12 protein-coding genes are annotated in these 17803 nt (G+C 55.7%); 4 read left to right on the top strand and 8 right to left on the bottom strand.

Annotated elements, in window-relative coordinates:
- Window positions 1–56: 56 nt before the first annotated feature.
- Window positions 57–644 carry an amino acid kinase family protein gene (locus FF011L_RS08340; protein WP_145351172.1) on the bottom strand — a complete coding sequence of 196 codons (588 nt, stop codon included), beginning with the start codon at window positions 642–644 and terminating at the stop codon, window positions 57–59.
- Window positions 641–2191, bottom strand: coding sequence for a hypothetical protein (locus FF011L_RS08335; RefSeq protein WP_145351171.1), 1551 nt, complete (start codon window positions 2189–2191; stop codon window positions 641–643). Before FF011L_RS08335 ends, FF011L_RS08340 begins: the two co-directional genes overlap by 4 nt.
- 425 nt (window positions 2192–2616) lie before the next feature.
- Between FF011L_RS08335 and FF011L_RS08330 the strand changes: the two genes are divergently transcribed.
- Window positions 2617–4134 (top strand): hypothetical protein, encoded by a 1518-nt coding sequence (locus FF011L_RS08330; RefSeq protein WP_145351170.1) that lies wholly within the window; start codon window positions 2617–2619, stop codon window positions 4132–4134.
- Window positions 4135–4363: 229 nt separating this feature from the next.
- Here FF011L_RS08330 and map read toward each other — a convergent pair whose 3' ends face one another.
- The gene (gene map, locus FF011L_RS08325; RefSeq protein WP_145351169.1) at window positions 4364–5164 is read right to left on the bottom strand and encodes a type I methionyl aminopeptidase; all 801 of its coding nucleotides are present in this window, start codon (window positions 5162–5164) and stop codon (window positions 4364–4366) included.
- Between the two features lie 294 nt (window positions 5165–5458).
- Here map and leuS point away from each other — a divergent pair, with 294 nt between their 5' ends.
- Together leuS and FF011L_RS08315 are read left to right on the top strand one after the other, a co-directional pair.
- Window positions 5459–8290 carry a leucine--tRNA ligase gene (gene leuS / locus FF011L_RS08320; protein WP_145351168.1) on the top strand — a complete coding sequence of 944 codons (2832 nt, stop codon included), beginning with the start codon at window positions 5459–5461 and terminating at the stop codon, window positions 8288–8290.
- Window positions 8291–8340: 50 nt separating this feature from the next.
- Window positions 8341–8643, top strand: a complete 303-nt coding sequence (locus tag FF011L_RS08315; protein WP_145351167.1) for a polyhydroxyalkanoic acid system family protein — start codon at window positions 8341–8343, stop codon at window positions 8641–8643.
- Between the two features lie 115 nt (window positions 8644–8758).
- On the opposite strand, the gene FF011L_RS08310 is transcribed toward FF011L_RS08315, so the two are convergent.
- The 3 genes from FF011L_RS08310 to FF011L_RS08300 form a co-directional block, all read right to left on the bottom strand.
- Window positions 8759–10009, bottom strand: a complete 1251-nt coding sequence (locus FF011L_RS08310; protein WP_145351166.1) for a M16 family metallopeptidase — start codon at window positions 10007–10009, stop codon at window positions 8759–8761.
- Between the two features lie 107 nt (window positions 10010–10116).
- Entirely contained in the window at window positions 10117–11097 is a 981-nt protein-coding gene (locus FF011L_RS08305; RefSeq protein ID WP_145351165.1) for an SMP-30/gluconolactonase/LRE family protein, read from the bottom strand.
- Window positions 11098–11175: 78 nt separating this feature from the next.
- Window positions 11176–12222, bottom strand: a complete 1047-nt coding sequence (locus FF011L_RS08300; protein ID WP_145351164.1) for a Gfo/Idh/MocA family protein — start codon at window positions 12220–12222, stop codon at window positions 11176–11178.
- Window positions 12223–12362: 140 nt separating this feature from the next.
- On the opposite strand from FF011L_RS08300, the gene mfd reads away from it, so the two are divergent.
- The gene (mfd, locus tag FF011L_RS08295; RefSeq protein ID WP_246109815.1) at window positions 12363–15617 is read left to right on the top strand and encodes a transcription-repair coupling factor; all 3255 of its coding nucleotides are present in this window, start codon (window positions 12363–12365) and stop codon (window positions 15615–15617) included.
- Window positions 15618–16306: 689 nt separating this feature from the next.
- On the opposite strand, the gene FF011L_RS08290 is transcribed toward mfd, so the two are convergent.
- Together FF011L_RS08290 and FF011L_RS08285 are read right to left on the bottom strand one after the other, a co-directional pair.
- The gene (locus FF011L_RS08290) at window positions 16307–16714 is read right to left on the bottom strand and encodes a carboxypeptidase-like regulatory domain-containing protein (protein WP_145351162.1); all 408 of its coding nucleotides are present in this window, start codon (window positions 16712–16714) and stop codon (window positions 16307–16309) included.
- A gap of 52 nt (window positions 16715–16766) precedes the next feature.
- Window positions 16767–17759, bottom strand: coding sequence for a DUF1559 domain-containing protein (locus FF011L_RS08285; protein WP_145351161.1), 993 nt, complete (start codon window positions 17757–17759; stop codon window positions 16767–16769).
- Between the last annotated feature and the right edge of the window lie 44 nt (window positions 17760–17803).

Genomic DNA, 17803 nt, shown 5'->3' with positions numbered 1-17803 from the left:
CCTCCAGTGCAAGAGCCAGCGACTCCCCTCTCTCCCAAGCGTTAACGTGGCGACTCCTAGCCCTCTAATGCTTCGGCTCGGACCAAGGGAAGCCCTTTGGATGCGAACAAGAAAGCCTGATCGATCGTCCCGTTGGCAACCAATTCAGCGATCGTCGCTTGGGCCGAAATCTCACACGATTTCAGCAACACAAGCTCCTCCGCATCGGTCTGCTGTGCCAAGAAAGCTGCGATGGAATCACTGGTCGTCGTCCAGTCTGCTGGCAGATGACCGTCGTTGGCCGGCGTAAAGAATGTGTCGGCCGCGATCAATGTTTGCGGTGCAAACCGCCCCCGACTGCAAGCCGCACTAAATTCAGCTTCGCTGGTAATTTGCGTCCAAGCAGGAAACAATTCGGCGAGGATCTCGAACGTTGACCGCATCTGGCGCACACAACGCCAATGCATCGCAACCGGATCAAGCAGGTGAATTTGATCGTACACCCGAAGACCTTCCACGATTTCTCCGCCACCGATGATCCACAGGTTTTCGTTAGCTTTCGGCTGTCTATTCAGCCAGCTTTGAATTCGCGACACCAAGTCGGGCGCAGCGAGCAAACTCCCTCCCAGCTTGATGACTCGTCGGTGTACGACTGCCTGCTTCACTTCGGATTCTCCCGCGGAACGTCACGTGGTTCTTCTTCAAATCGAACCACATGGTAACCATCGGGCAGATCTCGCTCAGGCAAAAAATCGGCGCCGCGAGAACTTAAGAGGATCTCGTTTTTTTCCGGTGACCGAACCTGAAGCCTGAGGTCCATCGATGCTGGTGCAGCAAGCGAATCAAGCAAGTGTGAGAGCTGACTGGAACGTTCGAGAACCGATTCGACCTGCTCGATCGATTGTCGCAGTGCATCGCGTTGCGGGCGCAGTTGACGACGTGTCGAGGAATCAGCATCCGCATACCGACGTTCCATTGCGGCCAACAAAATCCCTTGCTGCTTCTGCTGAAAGAATTGTTGGTGCATCCATTCGCTGAACTTGGGAGCCTCAAGCGGAAACCAGGGGAGCTGCGGATCCAACCTTGCATAAAGCCTCCGCCGACAGGTCAGTCGCTTCGCAATGCGAAGGTCATAGCGAAGCTGGATCGCGACTTCACGGTTATCTGCAGACGTCAACTGAACCACGAACATCGACGCACGTTGGGAATCGTTTTCGGGAGGCATTACCCAGATCAAATCGATATCCGCGGGAAGCACAAACGAGAAACCTAGCTGCGTTCGTTCGGCTGGTGGTGCCGTCCCTAAGTGCCAAGCCTTTCGTTGGTCATGTTCATAAAATTCAAATACCAACGGATCGATTTCAAGCTGCGGTGAAGAGGGATGGACCGGCGAATCCCCAGTCGCCGGGGCTTCTGAATCCGCCTGGTTTGCCGTTCGAACCTCTTGGCCGGGCAACGCGTCATAGTCCTCCTGCCGAAGTTCCTCCACCGCTGCATCAACCATCGCGGCCGGCTGCAAGCGTTCAGGAATCCCTTGTAGGCTCACGACGGGCTTCGCTCCACTCACAGCCAATCCATCCCCGTTGTCATGGTCGATCTCTTCCAGTTCCTGCTCCCCCTGATCTCCAAGGACAAAGCCCTCAGGTTCAGGCTTAAAAAGAGAAAACGCGTCCCCTCGGCCCTGCGACGAGTGCAAACGAGCGTTCGCATCGAGGACGTTGGGCATCGCTTGTGCGACAGGTTTGCTTTTCTCGGCAGGTTTACTTTTTTCGACCACGTCCGAACCGGAGGTCCCAGAAGACTTAGCGAAAATCCCCCAGCCGACCAACGCCCCCACACAGCCCAGACCGGCAAGCGGGATCGCACCACGCCGAAAGCGAGCAACCCTCCGTCCTCGATTCGCTCTGACACGCCCGGCAGGCGACCGAGCGGTCGTCACGACAACTTCCCGCGATTCGTTGACGGCATCAGGTGATTGCCATAGGTTTCCGCTGGCTGAAGACTGAGGGGAATCTTCCATTCGCACCAAGCGATTTTGTCGATCGACCGCATACCGCGTGGCGACGTCTCGCAGTCCAAAATCGCCGTCGGTGGCCTCTTCGTGGAAGCTTGATCCCGCGGTGAGCTGCGCGATCCAGTCATCCATAATGGCCTGCGGCGGCGGCCCAAGCCGCTCCATCAGCTGAGCGATCGATTCGAAGTTGGCAGTCATTCGTGTTTTTTCCTCGCCTCGAAAGAGGTAGGTCAGACCAACTAATCGTAACGAATTGCGGGGTGCAATGTCGGCACGAACGATCCATTGCGTACGACCGGCAAAGTTTTCCTGGCAGGAACCACCGGAATTCACAAAACATTAGGTCCGATCATGCCGATAATTCCGTCGGGAGCGATTCGTGCGATCGTACCGGTTGGTGGAACGGAGTTCGCAAGGACTCCGTTAAATCCGGTAGGGTTTCGGGAATCGCAGAAAAACTATGCCAGGGGGGAGTCGCTTGACTGCGGTCGAGCGACCGTGGTTTCGTTTGTGTGCACCATCCGTATACAAGCTGAATCACGGCGTACTGACCTAATCAGTATGTCTCCGTCTTCGCCATTCGGACAAGCAGCAGCGGCCGGGGGGCCGCGGAGACATTCCTAATGCCTAAAATAATTCAATGGTCTCGCACCGTTCTGACTTTGGCGGCCACGTTGGCAGTAGCGACCTTCGCTGTTGCCGCACCGCCGATGCCGCCTGCCGCCGACGCCGATTACGGTGCCAGCGGTTACTTAACACCTCGGGGGATGCCCCCTGTAGGCACACCGGGCGTCATGCCCGCGATGTATTCCGCGATGCCCGGTCCTCCGATGGGAGTGATGCAGGCAGGCGGAATGGGAATGCCAGGAGGCCAGGGAGTTTCTCCCGCCGGCTTCAACGGCAGCTCGGGATGCGACGCATCCGGCTGTGATTGCCTTGGATACGGTTGCAACCGCTGCAGCTCCGGCCCGGTCGGAAGCGGCGGCATTTTGGATCGCATGCGTGGCGGCGGCCCTGGCATGATGGGGCAAGGCCCCATGGGATACGGCATGATGGGTCATGGCGGCGGCTGTGGCTGCGGTAGCTGTGGCGGCATGGGGCTGCTCGGAAACGGACGCCTCCGACATGGGCACATCGCGGGCTTGCTCGGCATGCTAATGCCCTACGGTGAAGCCGGACCCAACGCTCCACGTTGGTTTGACTTCTCTGCCGAAGCGACCTTCCTTAAGCGGAACACTCAAAACCCATCGTCGCTACTTTCCACTTTTGGTGCCGCAGGAACGCCAGCGTTGTATAGCAGTGCTGCCGACTTGGAGGACATCGAAGCAGGGATCCGTCTGTCCGGAGCCATTATCTTGGGCGTCGGAAGCAATCTTGAACTGACCTACATGGGCGGCAACAAGTGGGAAGATAGTTCCGCAGTGAACGCCACTACCGCCCCCCCCTTAAACCTGTTCTCGTTCATCAGCTTCTACGGCACGAACCCCGTTGGTGGCTATGCAGATTCCGACAATGCATCCCGGCAGGGCATTTCTGGGGAAGCGAATTTCCACAGTGGGGAAATTAACTACCGCCAGCGGACAGCCGGTGCGACCGGGCGATTGCAAGGATCGTGGCTTGCAGGACTTCGCTACATTCGCTTGGATGAAGCACTGACATTCACATCGACAGGAAACGTCGGAGGAACCCCACGCTACCTGAACTTGACCAACAGCACCAAAAACGACCTGTTTGGTGTCCAGATTGGTGGAGACCTTTGGTGGAACCTAATGGCTGGCGTCAGCATCGGATCGGAGCTTAAGCTTGGGGTCCTAGAAAATGACGTGAATCGCAACATCTACGCAACCGGCAGCAACATCGGAGCAGGTGCAACCGCTGGATCTCGCGGTGACTTTATCGGAAGCTCGGAAACGACAGGAATGCTGGAACTGAACACGGCGATCGTCTATCGCTTGAGCCACTCATGGGCGTTCCGGTCCTCCTACTACATCCTTGCTGTCGACGAAATCGGCGGAGGCATGAACTTGACCGAAAGCCGCAACTTGCTGCTGACTCCACAAGTAAGCAACGCCAACGCTCCGGTCAGCTACGATCCTCTTGTCCTTCAAGGGTTCACGTTCGGAGCCGAGTACACTTGGTAGTGATAGATTGTCCGATGGAATGAAGATCCCAGAAAACCCCGTCACGATTGTGGCGGGGTTTTTTTGTCGTTTTGGCAATCCGTTAGTCTCGCCCAAATAACGTAAAATCGATTTGTGCCGAATCGCCGGCCTGCCCACGCGATGGCGAGTGCAGCTACGACAGGGACGTTGTTCCTAACCTATTGCGTGCCCGCTTTCATCCGAGCACACATTTCAAGAACGCCAAACCTTAGAACCGATGCCCTCGACGGGGACCATCTTGCGTCAACGTCAGAATCTCTGGGCCGGTTTCGGTCATCAAGACCGAATGCTCGAACTGAGCGGACAATTTTCCGTCTTTGGTGCGAACGGTCCAGCCATCCGCCTTATCGACAGGTTTGGCATACCGCGTCCCGGCGTTGATCATCGGCTCGACGGTAAAACAGATTCCGGGCAACAACCGATCGATTCGGCTTTGGCGATTGGGAAAATGAGGAATCGAAGGATCTTGGTGAAAGGCACGCCCCAGCCCGTGCCCCACATATTCGCGCACCACTGAAAATCCGCGGGCCTGAGCCTCACGCACAACGGTTTCACCGATCACACTTACCGGGCACCCAGGTTCCAGAGCTTCGATGGCCATGTAAAGGCAATCGAAGGAGCACTGCGTCACGGCACGAGCTTCGTCGGAAACTTCGCCAATCAAAAAGGTTTCGCTTTGATCCCCGAACCAGCCATCCACGACACTGGTCAAATCGACATTCACGATATCCCCATCCTGGAGGACATATTCGTTGGGAATCCCGTGGCAAATCACGTCGTTAATGCTTGTACAGCAAGACTTGGGATACCCCTGATAGCCGAGCGTCGCCGCCCGATGCCCATGCTTCTGGGTATACTCGCAGACTCGATCGTCGATCGAGCCGGTGGTAACACCGGCGGTAATAAAGGGTCGAAGATAATCCAGCAAATCCGCGTTAAAGCGTCCTGCTTTCCGCATGGAATCCCGTTGGGCAGCGGTCAGTTGTAGTTTGTTTCGTTTTCTCAGCATTCGATTAGTTCTCGTACAGGTGTCACGTCGCAACGGCGAAACCATGACCTGCCAGCTGGCGGTAGTGCGTATTGTTAAAAATCCGTTGGCCAGGATCCAGCCCCAAAAAACCACCCTCATTTTTGCCCATGTTTTCGCATGGATTTTTGAGTGCTTCGCGTCTCAGCCCTTAAACGCCGATTCTAGCACGCCTTTTGCCCCTATAGAACAGCCTTTTGGTCGGCTGCCCCAAACGGCCTTCGACGATTAAAATACTCTCGCTCGAATCTTCATCCTAATCCCAACAATAGCCCCATGCCCCGTTACACCCCCTCAGAAATCGAACCTCGCTGGCAGGCCTACTGGGAACAGAATCGCACCTTTGCGACTCCCGAATCGCCTGGGCCCACCAAACGCTATGTTTTGGACATGTTCCCTTACCCCAGCGGCGAGGGACTTCATGTAGGCCACCCCGAAGGATACACGGCAACCGATATCGTTTCTCGGTTCGCACGTATGAAGGGTGAAACGGTTCTGCACCCAATGGGTTTTGATGCCTTTGGGCTGCCAGCTGAAGAACATGCGATCAAGACGGGAGAACATCCCCGAATCCAAACCGAAAAAAACATCGCCGAATTCACTCGCCAACTGAAAATGTTGGGGTTCAGTTACGACTGGGATCGCGCGATCGCAACGACCGATCCGGGCTACGTCCGCTGGACTCAGTGGATTTTCACGGTTCTCTACGACACCTGGTTCGATCCCGAACAAAACAAAGGTCGGCCGATCAGTGAATTGCCGATCCCCGCCGAAATTGCAGCCGCCGGCGAAACGGCAATCGAGACCTACCAAGCGGAATTTCGCTTGGCGTACGAAACGGAAGCCCCTGTCAATTGGTGCGACGCCCTGGGAACCGTGCTTGCCAACGAAGAAGTGATCGACGGAAAAAGCGAGCGAGGGGGACACCCCGTTCGGCGACTGCCGCTTCGCCAGTGGATGTTGCGAATCACCGCCTACGCCGAACGGCTGCTGTCGGGTTTAGAAAACCTTGATTGGCCGGGCGGAATCAAAACGCTCCAACAAGATTGGATCGGGCGCAGCACGGGTGCCGAAGTCGATTTTTTCATCGGGAAAGAAACCGATTTTGCCGACTGGAAAAAATCGCGTGCAGGCAAACCAATGCCCACCGAACTGGCTGAAGATGCCCTGCGGGTCTATACGACTCGTCCCGACACGTTGTTTGGCGCCACCTACATGGTGGTCGCTCCAGAACATCCAGCGGTCGATCGCCTGACCACCCCCGCAGCGGCAGCCGATGTCCAGAAGTATCGCGACGCGGCCGCTTTCAAAAGCGAGCGTGAACGGACACAAGGCGAACGGGAGAAAACCGGCGTCTTCACCGGAAGCTTCGCAATCAATCCGGTCAACGGCAAACCGGTTCCCATCTGGATCGCCGACTACGTCATGGCCAGCTACGGCACGGGAGCCATCATGGCTGTCCCCGCCCATGATGAACGCGATTTCGAATTCGCACGTCAATTCGCTTTACCCGTCATCGCCGTTGTCGATCCTCCTGCCGATCTAGAGAACCGCGAAGACATCTTGGCGGGCAAAGCTTGCTTTGCCGGTACGGGCTTGGCAATCAACAGTGGATCGTTTGACGGCCAGGAAACAACGCAAGTCAAAGCAACCGTCACGCAAGACCTGGAAACCGCGGGCCTGGGCAAATCCGCCATCAACTACAAACTGCGTGACTGGCTGTTCAGCCGCCAACGATTCTGGGGCGAACCCTTCCCGGTCCTCCACGAAATCGATAGCGACGGCAAAGATACCGGTCGCAAACGGACCGTCCCGACGGGCGACCTTCCGGTACAGCTTCCCGAATTGGCAGACTTTCGGCCACACGGCCGGCCGGAACCGATGTTGGAGAAAGCGGACCAAAGCTGGCTGCAGGTCGAACTGGATGGGAAACGCTACCGCCGCGAAACCAACACGATGCCTCAATGGGCTGGTTCCTGTTGGTATTTTTTGCGGTACATCGATCCAACGAATGACACCTGCCTGATCGATCCCGACAAAGAACGGGCTTGGATGCCTGTCGACTTGTATGTGGGTGGAGCCGAGCACGCGGTATTGCACCTGTTGTATTCGCGATTCTGGCACAAAGTCTTGTTCGACCGTGGCCACGTCCACTGCGACGAACCTTTCCAAAAACTGATCAACCAGGGGATGATCCTCGGCGAAGCGGAATTGACCGTTTTTCAAACCGAAGCGGGAGCGTACGTTTCGCCCGCAGATGTTCGCCGCAGTGAAGAAGGTCCGACTGCCCCCGACGGCAGCCCCGTCCATCCGGTTTCCGTCCAGGATACCGATGTGGAAAAGCAAGGCGACAACCTTGTCTTGGCCGCCGAACCGGAAATCCGCGTGGAAAGCCGCTCCTTCAAAATGTCAAAAAGCCGCGGCAACGTAGTGAATCCCGACGTGGTCGTCAAAGAGTACGGTGCGGACAGTCTCCGTTTGTACGAAATGTTCATGGGCCCGCTGGAAGCCACCAAACCGTGGAGCATGGCAGGGGTCGGCGGAGTTCGCAATTTCCTGGACCGAAGCTGGCGAATGATCGTCGACAAAGACGCCGAGCAAATTGAATTGTCCGCTGCGATCACCGACAAGGAATGCACCGAAGCTCAGAACCGGCAGTTACACAAAACGATTCGAAGTGTCAGCGAAGATATCGAATCGCTCAGCTTCAACACCGCTATCGCGCGCATGATGGAATTCGTCAATTTCTTCACCCGCGAGAAACAGCGGCCTCGCGCTGCAATGCAGTCCTTCGTGCTTCTCTTGTCGCCGTTTGCTCCACATATCGCAGAGGAACTTTGGGAGATCTTGGGCAACAAGAAAACGTTGGCTTACGAAGCTTGGCCAGAGTGGGACGAAGCGGCCTTGATCGAAACGACCGTCGAAATTCCGGTTCAAATCAATGGCAAGGTACGCACAAAATTAGTCGTTGCCGCGGACATCAAAAAAGAGGACCTGCAAGCACAGGTGATGGAATTGGAAAAAATCCAAGAAGCAACGGCTGGAAAACAAATCGTTAAAACGATTGTTGTGCCTGGGCGTCTGGTAAACATCGTGGTCAAAGGGTAGCAGCGTTTCCCCTCCAGCCAATTCTTAAACAACCTTCAAGCGAAATTCCTATGCCAGCCTTTAAAACCGAAGTTCCCCACAGCTTAAGCCAAGAAGATGCAAGGGAACGGGTCGATCAAATGAAAGATTCGATTCACGAGCAGTACCCTGGATTGGTCAGCGACCTCTCCAGCGAATGGAACGAGAACACTCTTTCGTTGCAGTTCAGTGTTTACGGATTCAAGATCCAATCCGCCCTCGAAGTGCATGTTGAATGCGTCATCGTCAACGGAAACATCCCCTTGGCGGCCCTGCCTTTTAAAGGAAAAGTCCAACAGACCATCGGAGACAAACTTTCCGAATTGTTGGGATAGGCGTAGGGCAGGTTTGCAGCGGCAGGGCGCGAGTGCTCCGGCCCGGCAACCACCTCTCGCAAAAAGGCCGGACGGCTTGCGCCGTTCCGCTAAGAAAGGGGCCGGGTTCCGGTGCTTACGAACGGACTTCGGTGATCGTTTCCATGCTGTAATTTTGGATCAATTGCTGGATGCTATCGACGCTAACCGCTTCGTAACGCGCGATGATCTCGTCCAGACCGACGTACTCGTTGCGGGTCAACCAGTTTGCCCCCACCGAAAAGAGCCGACTTCCGGGGCGTTCACTTTGCATGATCGCCGCCGCGGTTGTTTTGCGAATCGCACGCTCTAGTTCGTCCTTCTCGACTCCATCACGACGCACGCGTTCCAGAACCTCATCGATCAATCGCAGATTGCTGTCGACGTCTTCCGGAGCACACGACAGATACAAGAACATCAGCCCACTGTCGAGGAACTCTTGCGTCCACGTTGCAGCCGCTTCGGCTCTTCCCGTGTCGATCAATTCCCAAAACAAGCGGCTACTCCCATCATCGCCCAAGATGGTCGAAAGCAAACGCATCGCGATTCGATCGTCCGAAAGCGCATTCGGCGCATTTGCATGTCGCACGACATACGCCAATGCATTGTCGACCGGCTTGGTCGACAACGGTTCAAGCGGTCCAGGGGAACGCTCTGGAGCTGGATAGAGCAGTTTGCTGGGCACTGGCAGAGTGGGCCAGTCCGCCGTCAATTCGGTTGCCTGCTGAACCAGAGCGTCAAAATCTACGTTCCCCGATGCGGCCAAGACCATGTTGCTCGGTTGATAACGCTGCTCGAAATAAGCTCGCATCAACTCTGGCGTCATCGCTTCAATCGACTCGGTAGTCCCTAGGACTCGACGTCCCAATCCGCTCAGCCCGTAGCGGGATTCCATCGAACGTTCAAACGCCCCAAACGGAGGCTGATCCTCGTACTTGGCGATCTCTTCCAAAATCACCATCCGTTCGGTTTGAAAATCGGCATCCAGCAAAGTAGGCCGCATCAAATCGGTCAGCAATTCAACCTTGCGGTGTTGATATTTTGGCAACACCGTCCCGTAATAAACCGTCTGTTCTTCGCTGGTATAGGCATTCGATTGGCCCCCCAGTTCATCCAGTTCCCGGTTCACTTCGGCCGCGGTCCGACGAGCCGTCCCTTTGAAGACCATATGTTCGAGGAAATGGCTTAGCCCCGATTCCAAATCGGTTTCATCCCTCGCCCCGCTCCGCACGAAATAGCCGAACGCAGCGGTGTACGCCGCTGGCACAATCTCCGCTGCAATTCGCAAACCGTTGGGAAGCGTTGCCTGCTGAAATGTAGCACTGTCAGAAACCGATGAAGCGGCCAATGGATAAACCTTAAGTTAAAACGCTCTGATAAAACAACCGATCGACGCGAGCGAAGAGCCGACACGTCGATAGCGTAAAGACAGCGATCAGGTACTCTCACCTGGTTCTACATCGCCGGATCGTCCAAAGCAGGCGTTGGGTATTCAGGAACAGAGCCGGTCGATTCAAAATCGGTTTCGGCAACAAACAAACTGCCAGCTTCCGGAGCCGCAGCAAGTTGTTCGGGACTCATGTGTTCGGCGGCCGTCGTGATAACCAAGTAGACTTTCCCTTGATTGGCGACCAAATTTGGACATGTATTTTGTGGAGACCCCGGAGTCTTCCAAGTTCGCTCCAGTTGCCCGGTTTTCAACCCATACTGACGGGTCTGCCCAAATTCGGGCTGACCAGGATGGAACATCGCCACGATCAAGGATTGCCCATCGGGGGTCAAAATCATTCCATCGGGAACCGCAGGGTCGGCGGTCAGATCGACAACAACGGTCCGCTCGCTCACTTTCCCGGCTTCGATATCCAGACGGTAACGAACGATTTCTCGAGTCGGCGAATCGATGTCATACAACCAAACGTTCTCGCCTTCTCGGACGACCGCTTTGCCATTACTGCAGATCTGGTCGTCACGCAACTGAATCAGTTTTCGATCCGATCCCCGGAACAGATACAATCCAGCTTTTTTGGTTGCGAATTCTAGATCCTTCATCCCAAACAGCAGGTTGTCTTCGAAGACGACTCCATCGTTAACAATGGTGTTGTCGACAGCCGAATCGATCGCCGCAACAAGGGGGCTCCAAATTCCATCAACGGGATTGAACAAACCAATTTGGCGTTCACACCCAACAATGAAGTGCTTTTGGTCATCGCATGGGAACGCAAAACCTGGACGGCCGGGAAGCCGATGCGAGCGATGGTTTCCCGATTCCAGATCCAGGACATTCAACGCCCCCTCCTTCGAATCTCCACCCAACTGAATCGACACCCAACTGAAGCGTCCTTCCCCAAGCGGGTAAGGTCCTTCGGGCAAAAAACGCATTTTTGGATCAGGAGATCGATAAAGGCGTGTGGCGGTGATTTGGTTGGGGTCCGTCATCGAGTTTCAGGGGTTTAGGTTTGGAGGGATTTTGAAATTGAAAGCAGGCAAAAAGTATAAATGCAGCCCAACGCGAACCTAAGCGTTCAATTTCACCGTCCGGCCTGTTTTAGCCGATTCGTAGATCGCGCGGATAATTTCGACGCTGCGGCGTCCCTCGCTACCACAGACAGCCGGAGTCCCGTCTTCCTGAATGGCTCGTACAAAATCGTTGAACAGTTCGGTATGTCCGTGATGCCCGATGGCTGACGGGTCTGCGGCTCCACCACCGGAAGATGTCTTGCCGGCAAGTTCCGTACGAATTCGCTCGTCATCGTCCGTTGCGTTCACAAATTCCCACGATTTGATGTCTTCTTCTTCCAGGACCGCCGCCCCTTCACTGCCACTGATTTCGATCCGTTTCAGGCTGCCGGGATAGGAAGCCGTGGTCGCTTCGATCACTCCGAGGGCGCCGTTCGCGAACCGCAGGGTGGCGACTGCGACGTCTTCGACTTCGATCCGTTCATGTGCCAAAGTGCTGGTGAACGCTGAAATTTCGACGATCGGGCCCATCACCCAAGAAAGCAAATCGATCGTATGAATGGCCTGGTTCATCAATGCACCGCCGCCATCAAATTCCCAGGTCCCACGCCAAGCTCCGCTGTCGTAGTACTCTTGGCTGCGGTACCACTTCACATACGCATCCCCCATCGTGATCTTTCCAAAACGGCCTTCCTCGACCGCTTTTTTCATCATCTGCGACGATTCATGGAAACGACTTTGAAAGGCGACCCCCAGTTTCACATTCGCTTTCTCGCAGGCTTGAATGATCTGATCGCAGCGTTCCAGGGTGATTTCAAGCGGCTTTTCGACAAACACATGTTTGCCCGCAGCCGCTGCGGCCACGGCAGGATCCAGGTGGCTACCACTAGGGGTGCAGATCGTGATCGCATCGACACGTGGGTCAGCCAACATCGCTTCCAGCGAATCGTAGGGTTTGCCACCATGTTCTTTGGCAAATTCTTCAGCTTTCGCAAGCCGCGAACTTGTGCACGCGACCAATTCGGCCCCGGCAGCATCCGCGAGGGCTCGAGCGTGAAAATTAGCGATCATGCCACATCCAACGACACCAAAACCGACGGTCATACTTTCCTCATTTTCTTCACGATTTGAAGCAGGGCTCTTGGTACCCCGCACAGAAAACGCCAATATAGGGGCCAGGGTCTCCGCTTTGTAGGCGCCCGGACCTCGCCTCCCGCGACGCCCCCCATTAAACCGCGTCGATTGTGAACAAAAAAGCATCCCCCCAGCAGGTTTCGCTGACGCAACTTCCCTCACTTTTAGTGAAAGGGGCCGGGCTTGCTGCGCCGCTGAAAAACTGGAAACCAGGGACCGACCTTTGGTTTGAAGGGGTCCAAGACAGTTTGCGGGCTCTCTTGGCAACGGCCATTTCCGGCCATTGTCCTGCCGTGCTGGTGCTTCTGCCCCAGGCGGTTGATGCCGACATCGTCGCGGGGGACCTGGTAGCGTTCGGAGCGACCAACGTTTGCTCCCTGCCTCTTTCCGCGAATTCGCAGGCTCCTGACTCCATCCGCGACGCCGATTTCGCCGAACGACTGCAGGTCCTCCAACGGATGCGGCAGTCCGTTGAGGGCAAAGACAAGGAACCGTTGATCGTGACCGCCTACGTCGGCGCCGCGATGCAAAAGGTCCCCAGCCCCAACGCGATCGCGACCGCCACTCGAACCCTAAAAGTTGGCCAAACCCTCGATCTGGAAGGGACACGTCAATGGCTGGCCGAAGCCGGATTTCACCCCGCCACCGCGGTCGACCTGCCGGGAGAATTTTGTCAGCGTGGCGGGATCCTGGACATCTACTCCCCCGACCAGCCCCTGCCGGTCCGCATCGAATTATTTGACGACGAAATCGAATCGATCCGCCGCTTTGACCCCGCTAGCCAGCGGAGCACGGAAGTTCTAACGGAAATCGATTTGGCCGCTGTCGGCGCCGCGATCGCCAGTCCCGGCCGATTGATCGATTTCCTTTCCCCCGATGCCGCGATCCTGATCGTCGACCCTGAACGCTGCCAACAGTCAGCAGCCACCCTGCTTCATCGCGCGGGCAACGAAAATCACTTTGGGGACTGGCCCGAACTGGTCGGATCCTTCGCCGGGCATCGCGTCGGCTTGGCCTGCGAACTGGCCCCCGGCGATGCGGACAACCTTTTTCCGCTTCGGACCAGTTCCGTCGATAGTTTTATCGGCAACCTAGAACACGTCCAAGAACGGATCGACACCGTCGCCGCAGGTCACCGTGTGATCGTGGTCGGCGATACCGCGGCGGAAGCCGAACGACTTAGCGAACTGCTACGTCCCACCCAAGCCGCCCAGCATGGTCGACTGACCGTTACGGTGGCTTCTCTCAGCAGTGGCTTTCGCTTAACCGCCGCCGAAGTCCTCCTGCTGACCGGCGCGGAACTGTTTCATCGCAGCCCCGTCCGCCGCGTCAAAACCCGCGTCCGCGGAAAACCCATCGATAGCTTCCAGCAACTGAAGCCAAGCGATTTGGTGGTCCACCTGTCACACGGTATCGGCCTCTATCGCGGAATGGAGCTGATCGAAAAAGGGGGCCACGGGCAAGAACACCTAGTGATCGAATTTGCTGGGGGGACGACGATCTACGTCCCGGCGGCTCGGATCGGTTTAATCCAGCGATACGTCGGCGGCAGTAAGACTCGCCCACGCCTAGCAAAAATCGGCGGCGTCTCTTGGGCGAAGAACCGGAAATCAGCCGAAGCCGCCGTCCATGACATGGCCTCGGAACTGCTTGAGGTCCAAGCCGTGCGGTCCTCACGTGTCGGCCTGGTCTTTGACGTCGACAGTCACTGGCAACACCAATTCGACGCAATCTTTCCGTACACCGAAACCCCCGATCAATTGCTCGCGATCGAAGCCTTAAAAGAGGACATGCAGCAACCGCGGCCGATGGACCGCCTGATTTGCGGCGACGTCGGTTACGGAAAAACGGAAGTCGCGATGCGGGCCGCTTTCAAGGCGGTCGACAGCGGATTCCAAGTCGCAGTCCTTGTCCCCACCACCGTGCTGGCGGAACAACATCACCACAGCTTTGTCACGCGAATGGCAGAATTCCCTTTCGACATCGCTAAATTAAGCCGCTTCGTTCCCGCTGCCGAACAACGCGATACGATCAAACGGATTCGCTCGGGGAACGTCGATATCGTGATCGGGACCCATCGCTTGGCTTCCAAAGATGTTGTCTTCGATAACCTCGGCCTGGTGATTATCGATGAAGAGCAACGCTTTGGCGTCGCGGTCAAGGAACGCTTAAAAACACGCCACAGCAACGTCGATGTCCTAACGCTCTCGGCAACCCCGATCCCGCGGACGCTTCATATGGCGCTCGTCGGCGTCCGCGACATCAGCAATCTGGAAACGCCCCCAGAAGACCGGATGCCGGTGGAAACCAATGTCGGCCGCTGGGATGACAAAGTGATTCGTGACGCCATCGTCCGCGAACTGAACCGCGGCGGACAGCTTTACTTCGTCCATAATCGCATCAGCGACATGGAGAAAATCGCGAATCGAATCCGCCAGATCGTCCCCGAAGTCCGGATCGGAATGGGGCACGGACAAATGGCCGAAGGCGAACTGGAAAAGGTAATGGTCGGTTTTATCGATCGCCAATTTGATCTGCTGTTGGCCACCACGATCATCGAAAGCGGTTTGGACATTTCCAACGCCAATACGATTTTCGTCAACGAGGCCGATCGCTACGGCCTAGCAGACCTACACCAATTGCGAGGGCGTGTAGGACGATATAAAAACCAAGCCTACTGCCACCTGCTGGTCGATCGCAACAAATTCCTTACCCCTGAAGCGGCGAAACGACTGCGAGCTATCGAAGAATTCTCGCAGATGGGAGCAGGGTTCGCGATTTCGATGCGCGACCTAGAAATCCGCGGTGCAGGGAACCTTCTGGGGACTCAGCAAAGCGGGCACATCGCCGCGATCGGATATGAACTTTACTGCCAGCTACTTGAGGACGCTGTCCGCCAAGCTCAAAACCTGCCGCCAAAATTGTCCGCCGAAGTCGACATCGATCTGCCGGTCGAGGCGTACCTTCCGCCCAGCTACGTATCGGACATGCGTCACAAGATTGACCTCTATCGGCGAATCGCAAGAATCGACGGCGCTGGCCAAATCACGGCGATCCGTGAAGAACTGCACGATCGTTTTGGGCCGCTGCCCGCTCCGGCAGAACGAATGCTGCAGCTGGCCGAACTACGCTTGGACGCGGCGATTTGGCTGATCTCCAGCATCACCCAAAAGCAAGGCTTCCTGGTCCTCAATTACAGCGATCCCGCTCGCATGGAACAATTGGTGCGGCAGAACAAAGGAAAGACGCCCGTTCGCATTGTCGATAAACGGCAGGCCTACGTCCCCGTTAAGGATATCGACACCAACGATCCGACCGGAGTTGCGTGGTTAAAACGAGCAAGAGCGGTGTTGCATTTGGGATAAAATGCATAGGGATTATCGCTCGGTTCTCCGAACCGAAAGCGTTGCGAACGACCGCTTTCGTCTCGGGCGACGTGCGATCTATCAGTTAGGGATTTGCGGTTACCCTCGCTGGCATCGACATCACGGATTTGTGCCGGCCCTCCGGGCCTATTTCCTCGGAGCCAAAGGCTCTCGTTCTTTGCAGGCCCGAAGGGCCGAGACAATCTCTGCCGGAGGCGAAGCCCCCAGAATCCGGCTAAGTGCCGCCGAAAAGGCCCGAGGGTTGTGCGATAAATAAGTAGTGAGTGTGGCAGGGAGAAAAGGCCCCATGCCAGCTTGCCTGGCATGAAGCCAAGATTTGAAATTAGTTCGCATGGCTCTAGAAAAACGCCTCCCGTTCGGATTGCCGCTTTCAGCGGCAATCCGAACGGGAAGCGAAAACCGTGGGGACAACCACCTCTAATTTCAAATCTTGCGTTCCTGTCGGGTAAACCGACGAGGGGACGTGGCGCTTGGATGTCTGGGCAGGTGCCAGCTGCTGTCAAACCGTCAACTTATATATCGCACATCCCAAGGGCCGACACAAAGGCAGAGGAGCGACCAATCACAGGATTGTCGCTCGGTCCACCGAACCGAGCGACATTCCAAAAGAAAACAGGGAGCACTTTCGTGCACCCTGTTTTGCGTTTCGATTAGATTGGCAGTCGTATCTACTTGGACTGCAAATCAAAATTAATCGTATTACTTCCCGATTCAACCGTTTCGGTTAACTCGGTCGCCTCGTTGTATTTCGCTGGCAAAAGCTCTTCGCGTGCTTCCACCAACGGATCACTTCCTTCGCCACCAGAGGCGGCTCGGGCCGTGGTAATGGTGACTTTGTGGTCACCGATAATCGCGCCACTAATAGACGCGGTTAACTGAAGCGTATAGTTCCCTTCGGCGTCGGTAACTCCAACGGAAGAGCGACCGTCTGTCGGCTGAAATTCGACAACCGCCCCTTCCAGAGGGGCCCCGTCCAACGTAACCGTTCCGGAAACCGCAGAATTGTCAACTCCGTCTCCACACCCGCTAAGCACAAGTGCAGCAAGACAAAACAAACACGGTACAAATTTCAACATCAAAGATAAACTCTCAGGTACTGGAAACAATAGAAAACAACCAACAACAAAATTATGGACCGGTAACAGGCACGCCGTCACGAATCCCAACGAGGGCTTCCAGTGGACTGTCGATATACCACGGACTTAGTTGGTTGGTGGCGATCGTTTCAGAGACAAAGTGCACGCTACCGTCTGCATAAGCAAACTGAGAACCGCTGGGATGCAGGCTCATGTACGAGTTCTGCATTTCGGTATTCGATGCGGTCACAGGAGGATTGATTCCGAAACGGACCGTACCGAAAATCGTTACCAGCCCCTGATTCCAACCCGTATCCGCATCTTGGGCAGTCGGCCCCTTGGCATTTGCATCGCGAACGGCGAGTGCCGTCCCACCGTCGGTTCGGACGCCATTAACTTCCCAGGCACGCTCTCCAAGCAAAAACGTGTTGCTGGTTCCGTCTTTAATGTCTTCTAGCCGCACCTTGCTATCGCGGTAGAAAGGCCCCACGGCACCACTGGTGCCAAGTTTCATGTTCGTTGCCGGTTTTTGACGAACGTTCGCGGTGCCATTGCTGGCGACGTAATTCGAAACGGGAAGTCCAAAGTTGCCTCCGCCTGGAACTTTTGTGATCGCATATCCAGCTGCGATCGCGTCGTCATGAACGCCAGGGTTCACGTCCGAAGGACAGCGAAATGCAGCCATAGGGGCCTGCATGGCGACCTGATACAAAGCCATTGACTCACTGGGACGCAATTTATTGACCTGAAGCTGATCGTGCAGGTTGGATTGCTCGATAAACGGCAAAATCAGAGCACTCCAGGACCAGTAGCCCTCGTTGTCAACTTTTGGAGTGTAATCGACATAACCGGCAGGCAACGAGCCATGAGTGTCTTGGTAGTTATGCATCGACAAGGCCAGCTGCTTCAAATTATTGCTGCACTGCATGCGTCTGGCTGCTTCACGAGCGGCCTGGACTGCAGGAAGCAGCAACCCGACAAGCACGCCGATGATCGCAATGACCACCAACAATTCAACAAGAGTAAATCCACGACGTTTAGACATAAGAACACCATTAGAAAAGAACAAAACCGCATCAAATAAAGCTC

It is taken from the genome of Roseimaritima multifibrata, from assembly GCF_007741495.1.
Lineage (GTDB): Bacteria > Planctomycetota > Planctomycetia > Pirellulales > Pirellulaceae > Roseimaritima > Roseimaritima multifibrata.
Note: the sequence above shows the minus strand (reverse complement) of the source record. Positions and strands in the feature narration are given on the sequence as shown.

What these genes read in the sequence shown, in the direction of transcription:
- FF011L_RS08335 (WP_145351171.1), bottom strand. Translation starts at nt 2,191, where the DNA reads ATGACTGCCAACTTCGAATCGATCGCTCAGCTGATGGAGCGGCTTGGG.
- FF011L_RS08330 (WP_145351170.1), top strand. Translation starts at nt 2,617, where the DNA reads ATGCCTAAAATAATTCAATGGTCTCGCACCGTTCTGACTTTGGCGGCC.
- map (WP_145351169.1), bottom strand. Translation starts at nt 5,164, where the DNA reads ATGCTGAGAAAACGAAACAAACTACAACTGACCGCTGCCCAACGGGAT.
- leuS (WP_145351168.1), top strand. Translation starts at nt 5,459, where the DNA reads ATGCCCCGTTACACCCCCTCAGAAATCGAACCTCGCTGGCAGGCCTAC.
- FF011L_RS08315 (WP_145351167.1), top strand. Translation starts at nt 8,341, where the DNA reads ATGCCAGCCTTTAAAACCGAAGTTCCCCACAGCTTAAGCCAAGAAGAT.
- FF011L_RS08305 (WP_145351165.1), bottom strand. Translation starts at nt 11,097, where the DNA reads ATGACGGACCCCAACCAAATCACCGCCACACGCCTTTATCGATCTCCT.
- FF011L_RS08300 (WP_145351164.1), bottom strand. Translation starts at nt 12,222, where the DNA reads ATGACCGTCGGTTTTGGTGTCGTTGGATGTGGCATGATCGCTAATTTT.
- FF011L_RS08290 (WP_145351162.1), bottom strand. Translation starts at nt 16,714, where the DNA reads ATGTTGAAATTTGTACCGTGTTTGTTTTGTCTTGCTGCACTTGTGCTT.
- FF011L_RS08285 (WP_145351161.1), bottom strand. Translation starts at nt 17,759, where the DNA reads ATGTCTAAACGTCGTGGATTTACTCTTGTTGAATTGTTGGTGGTCATT.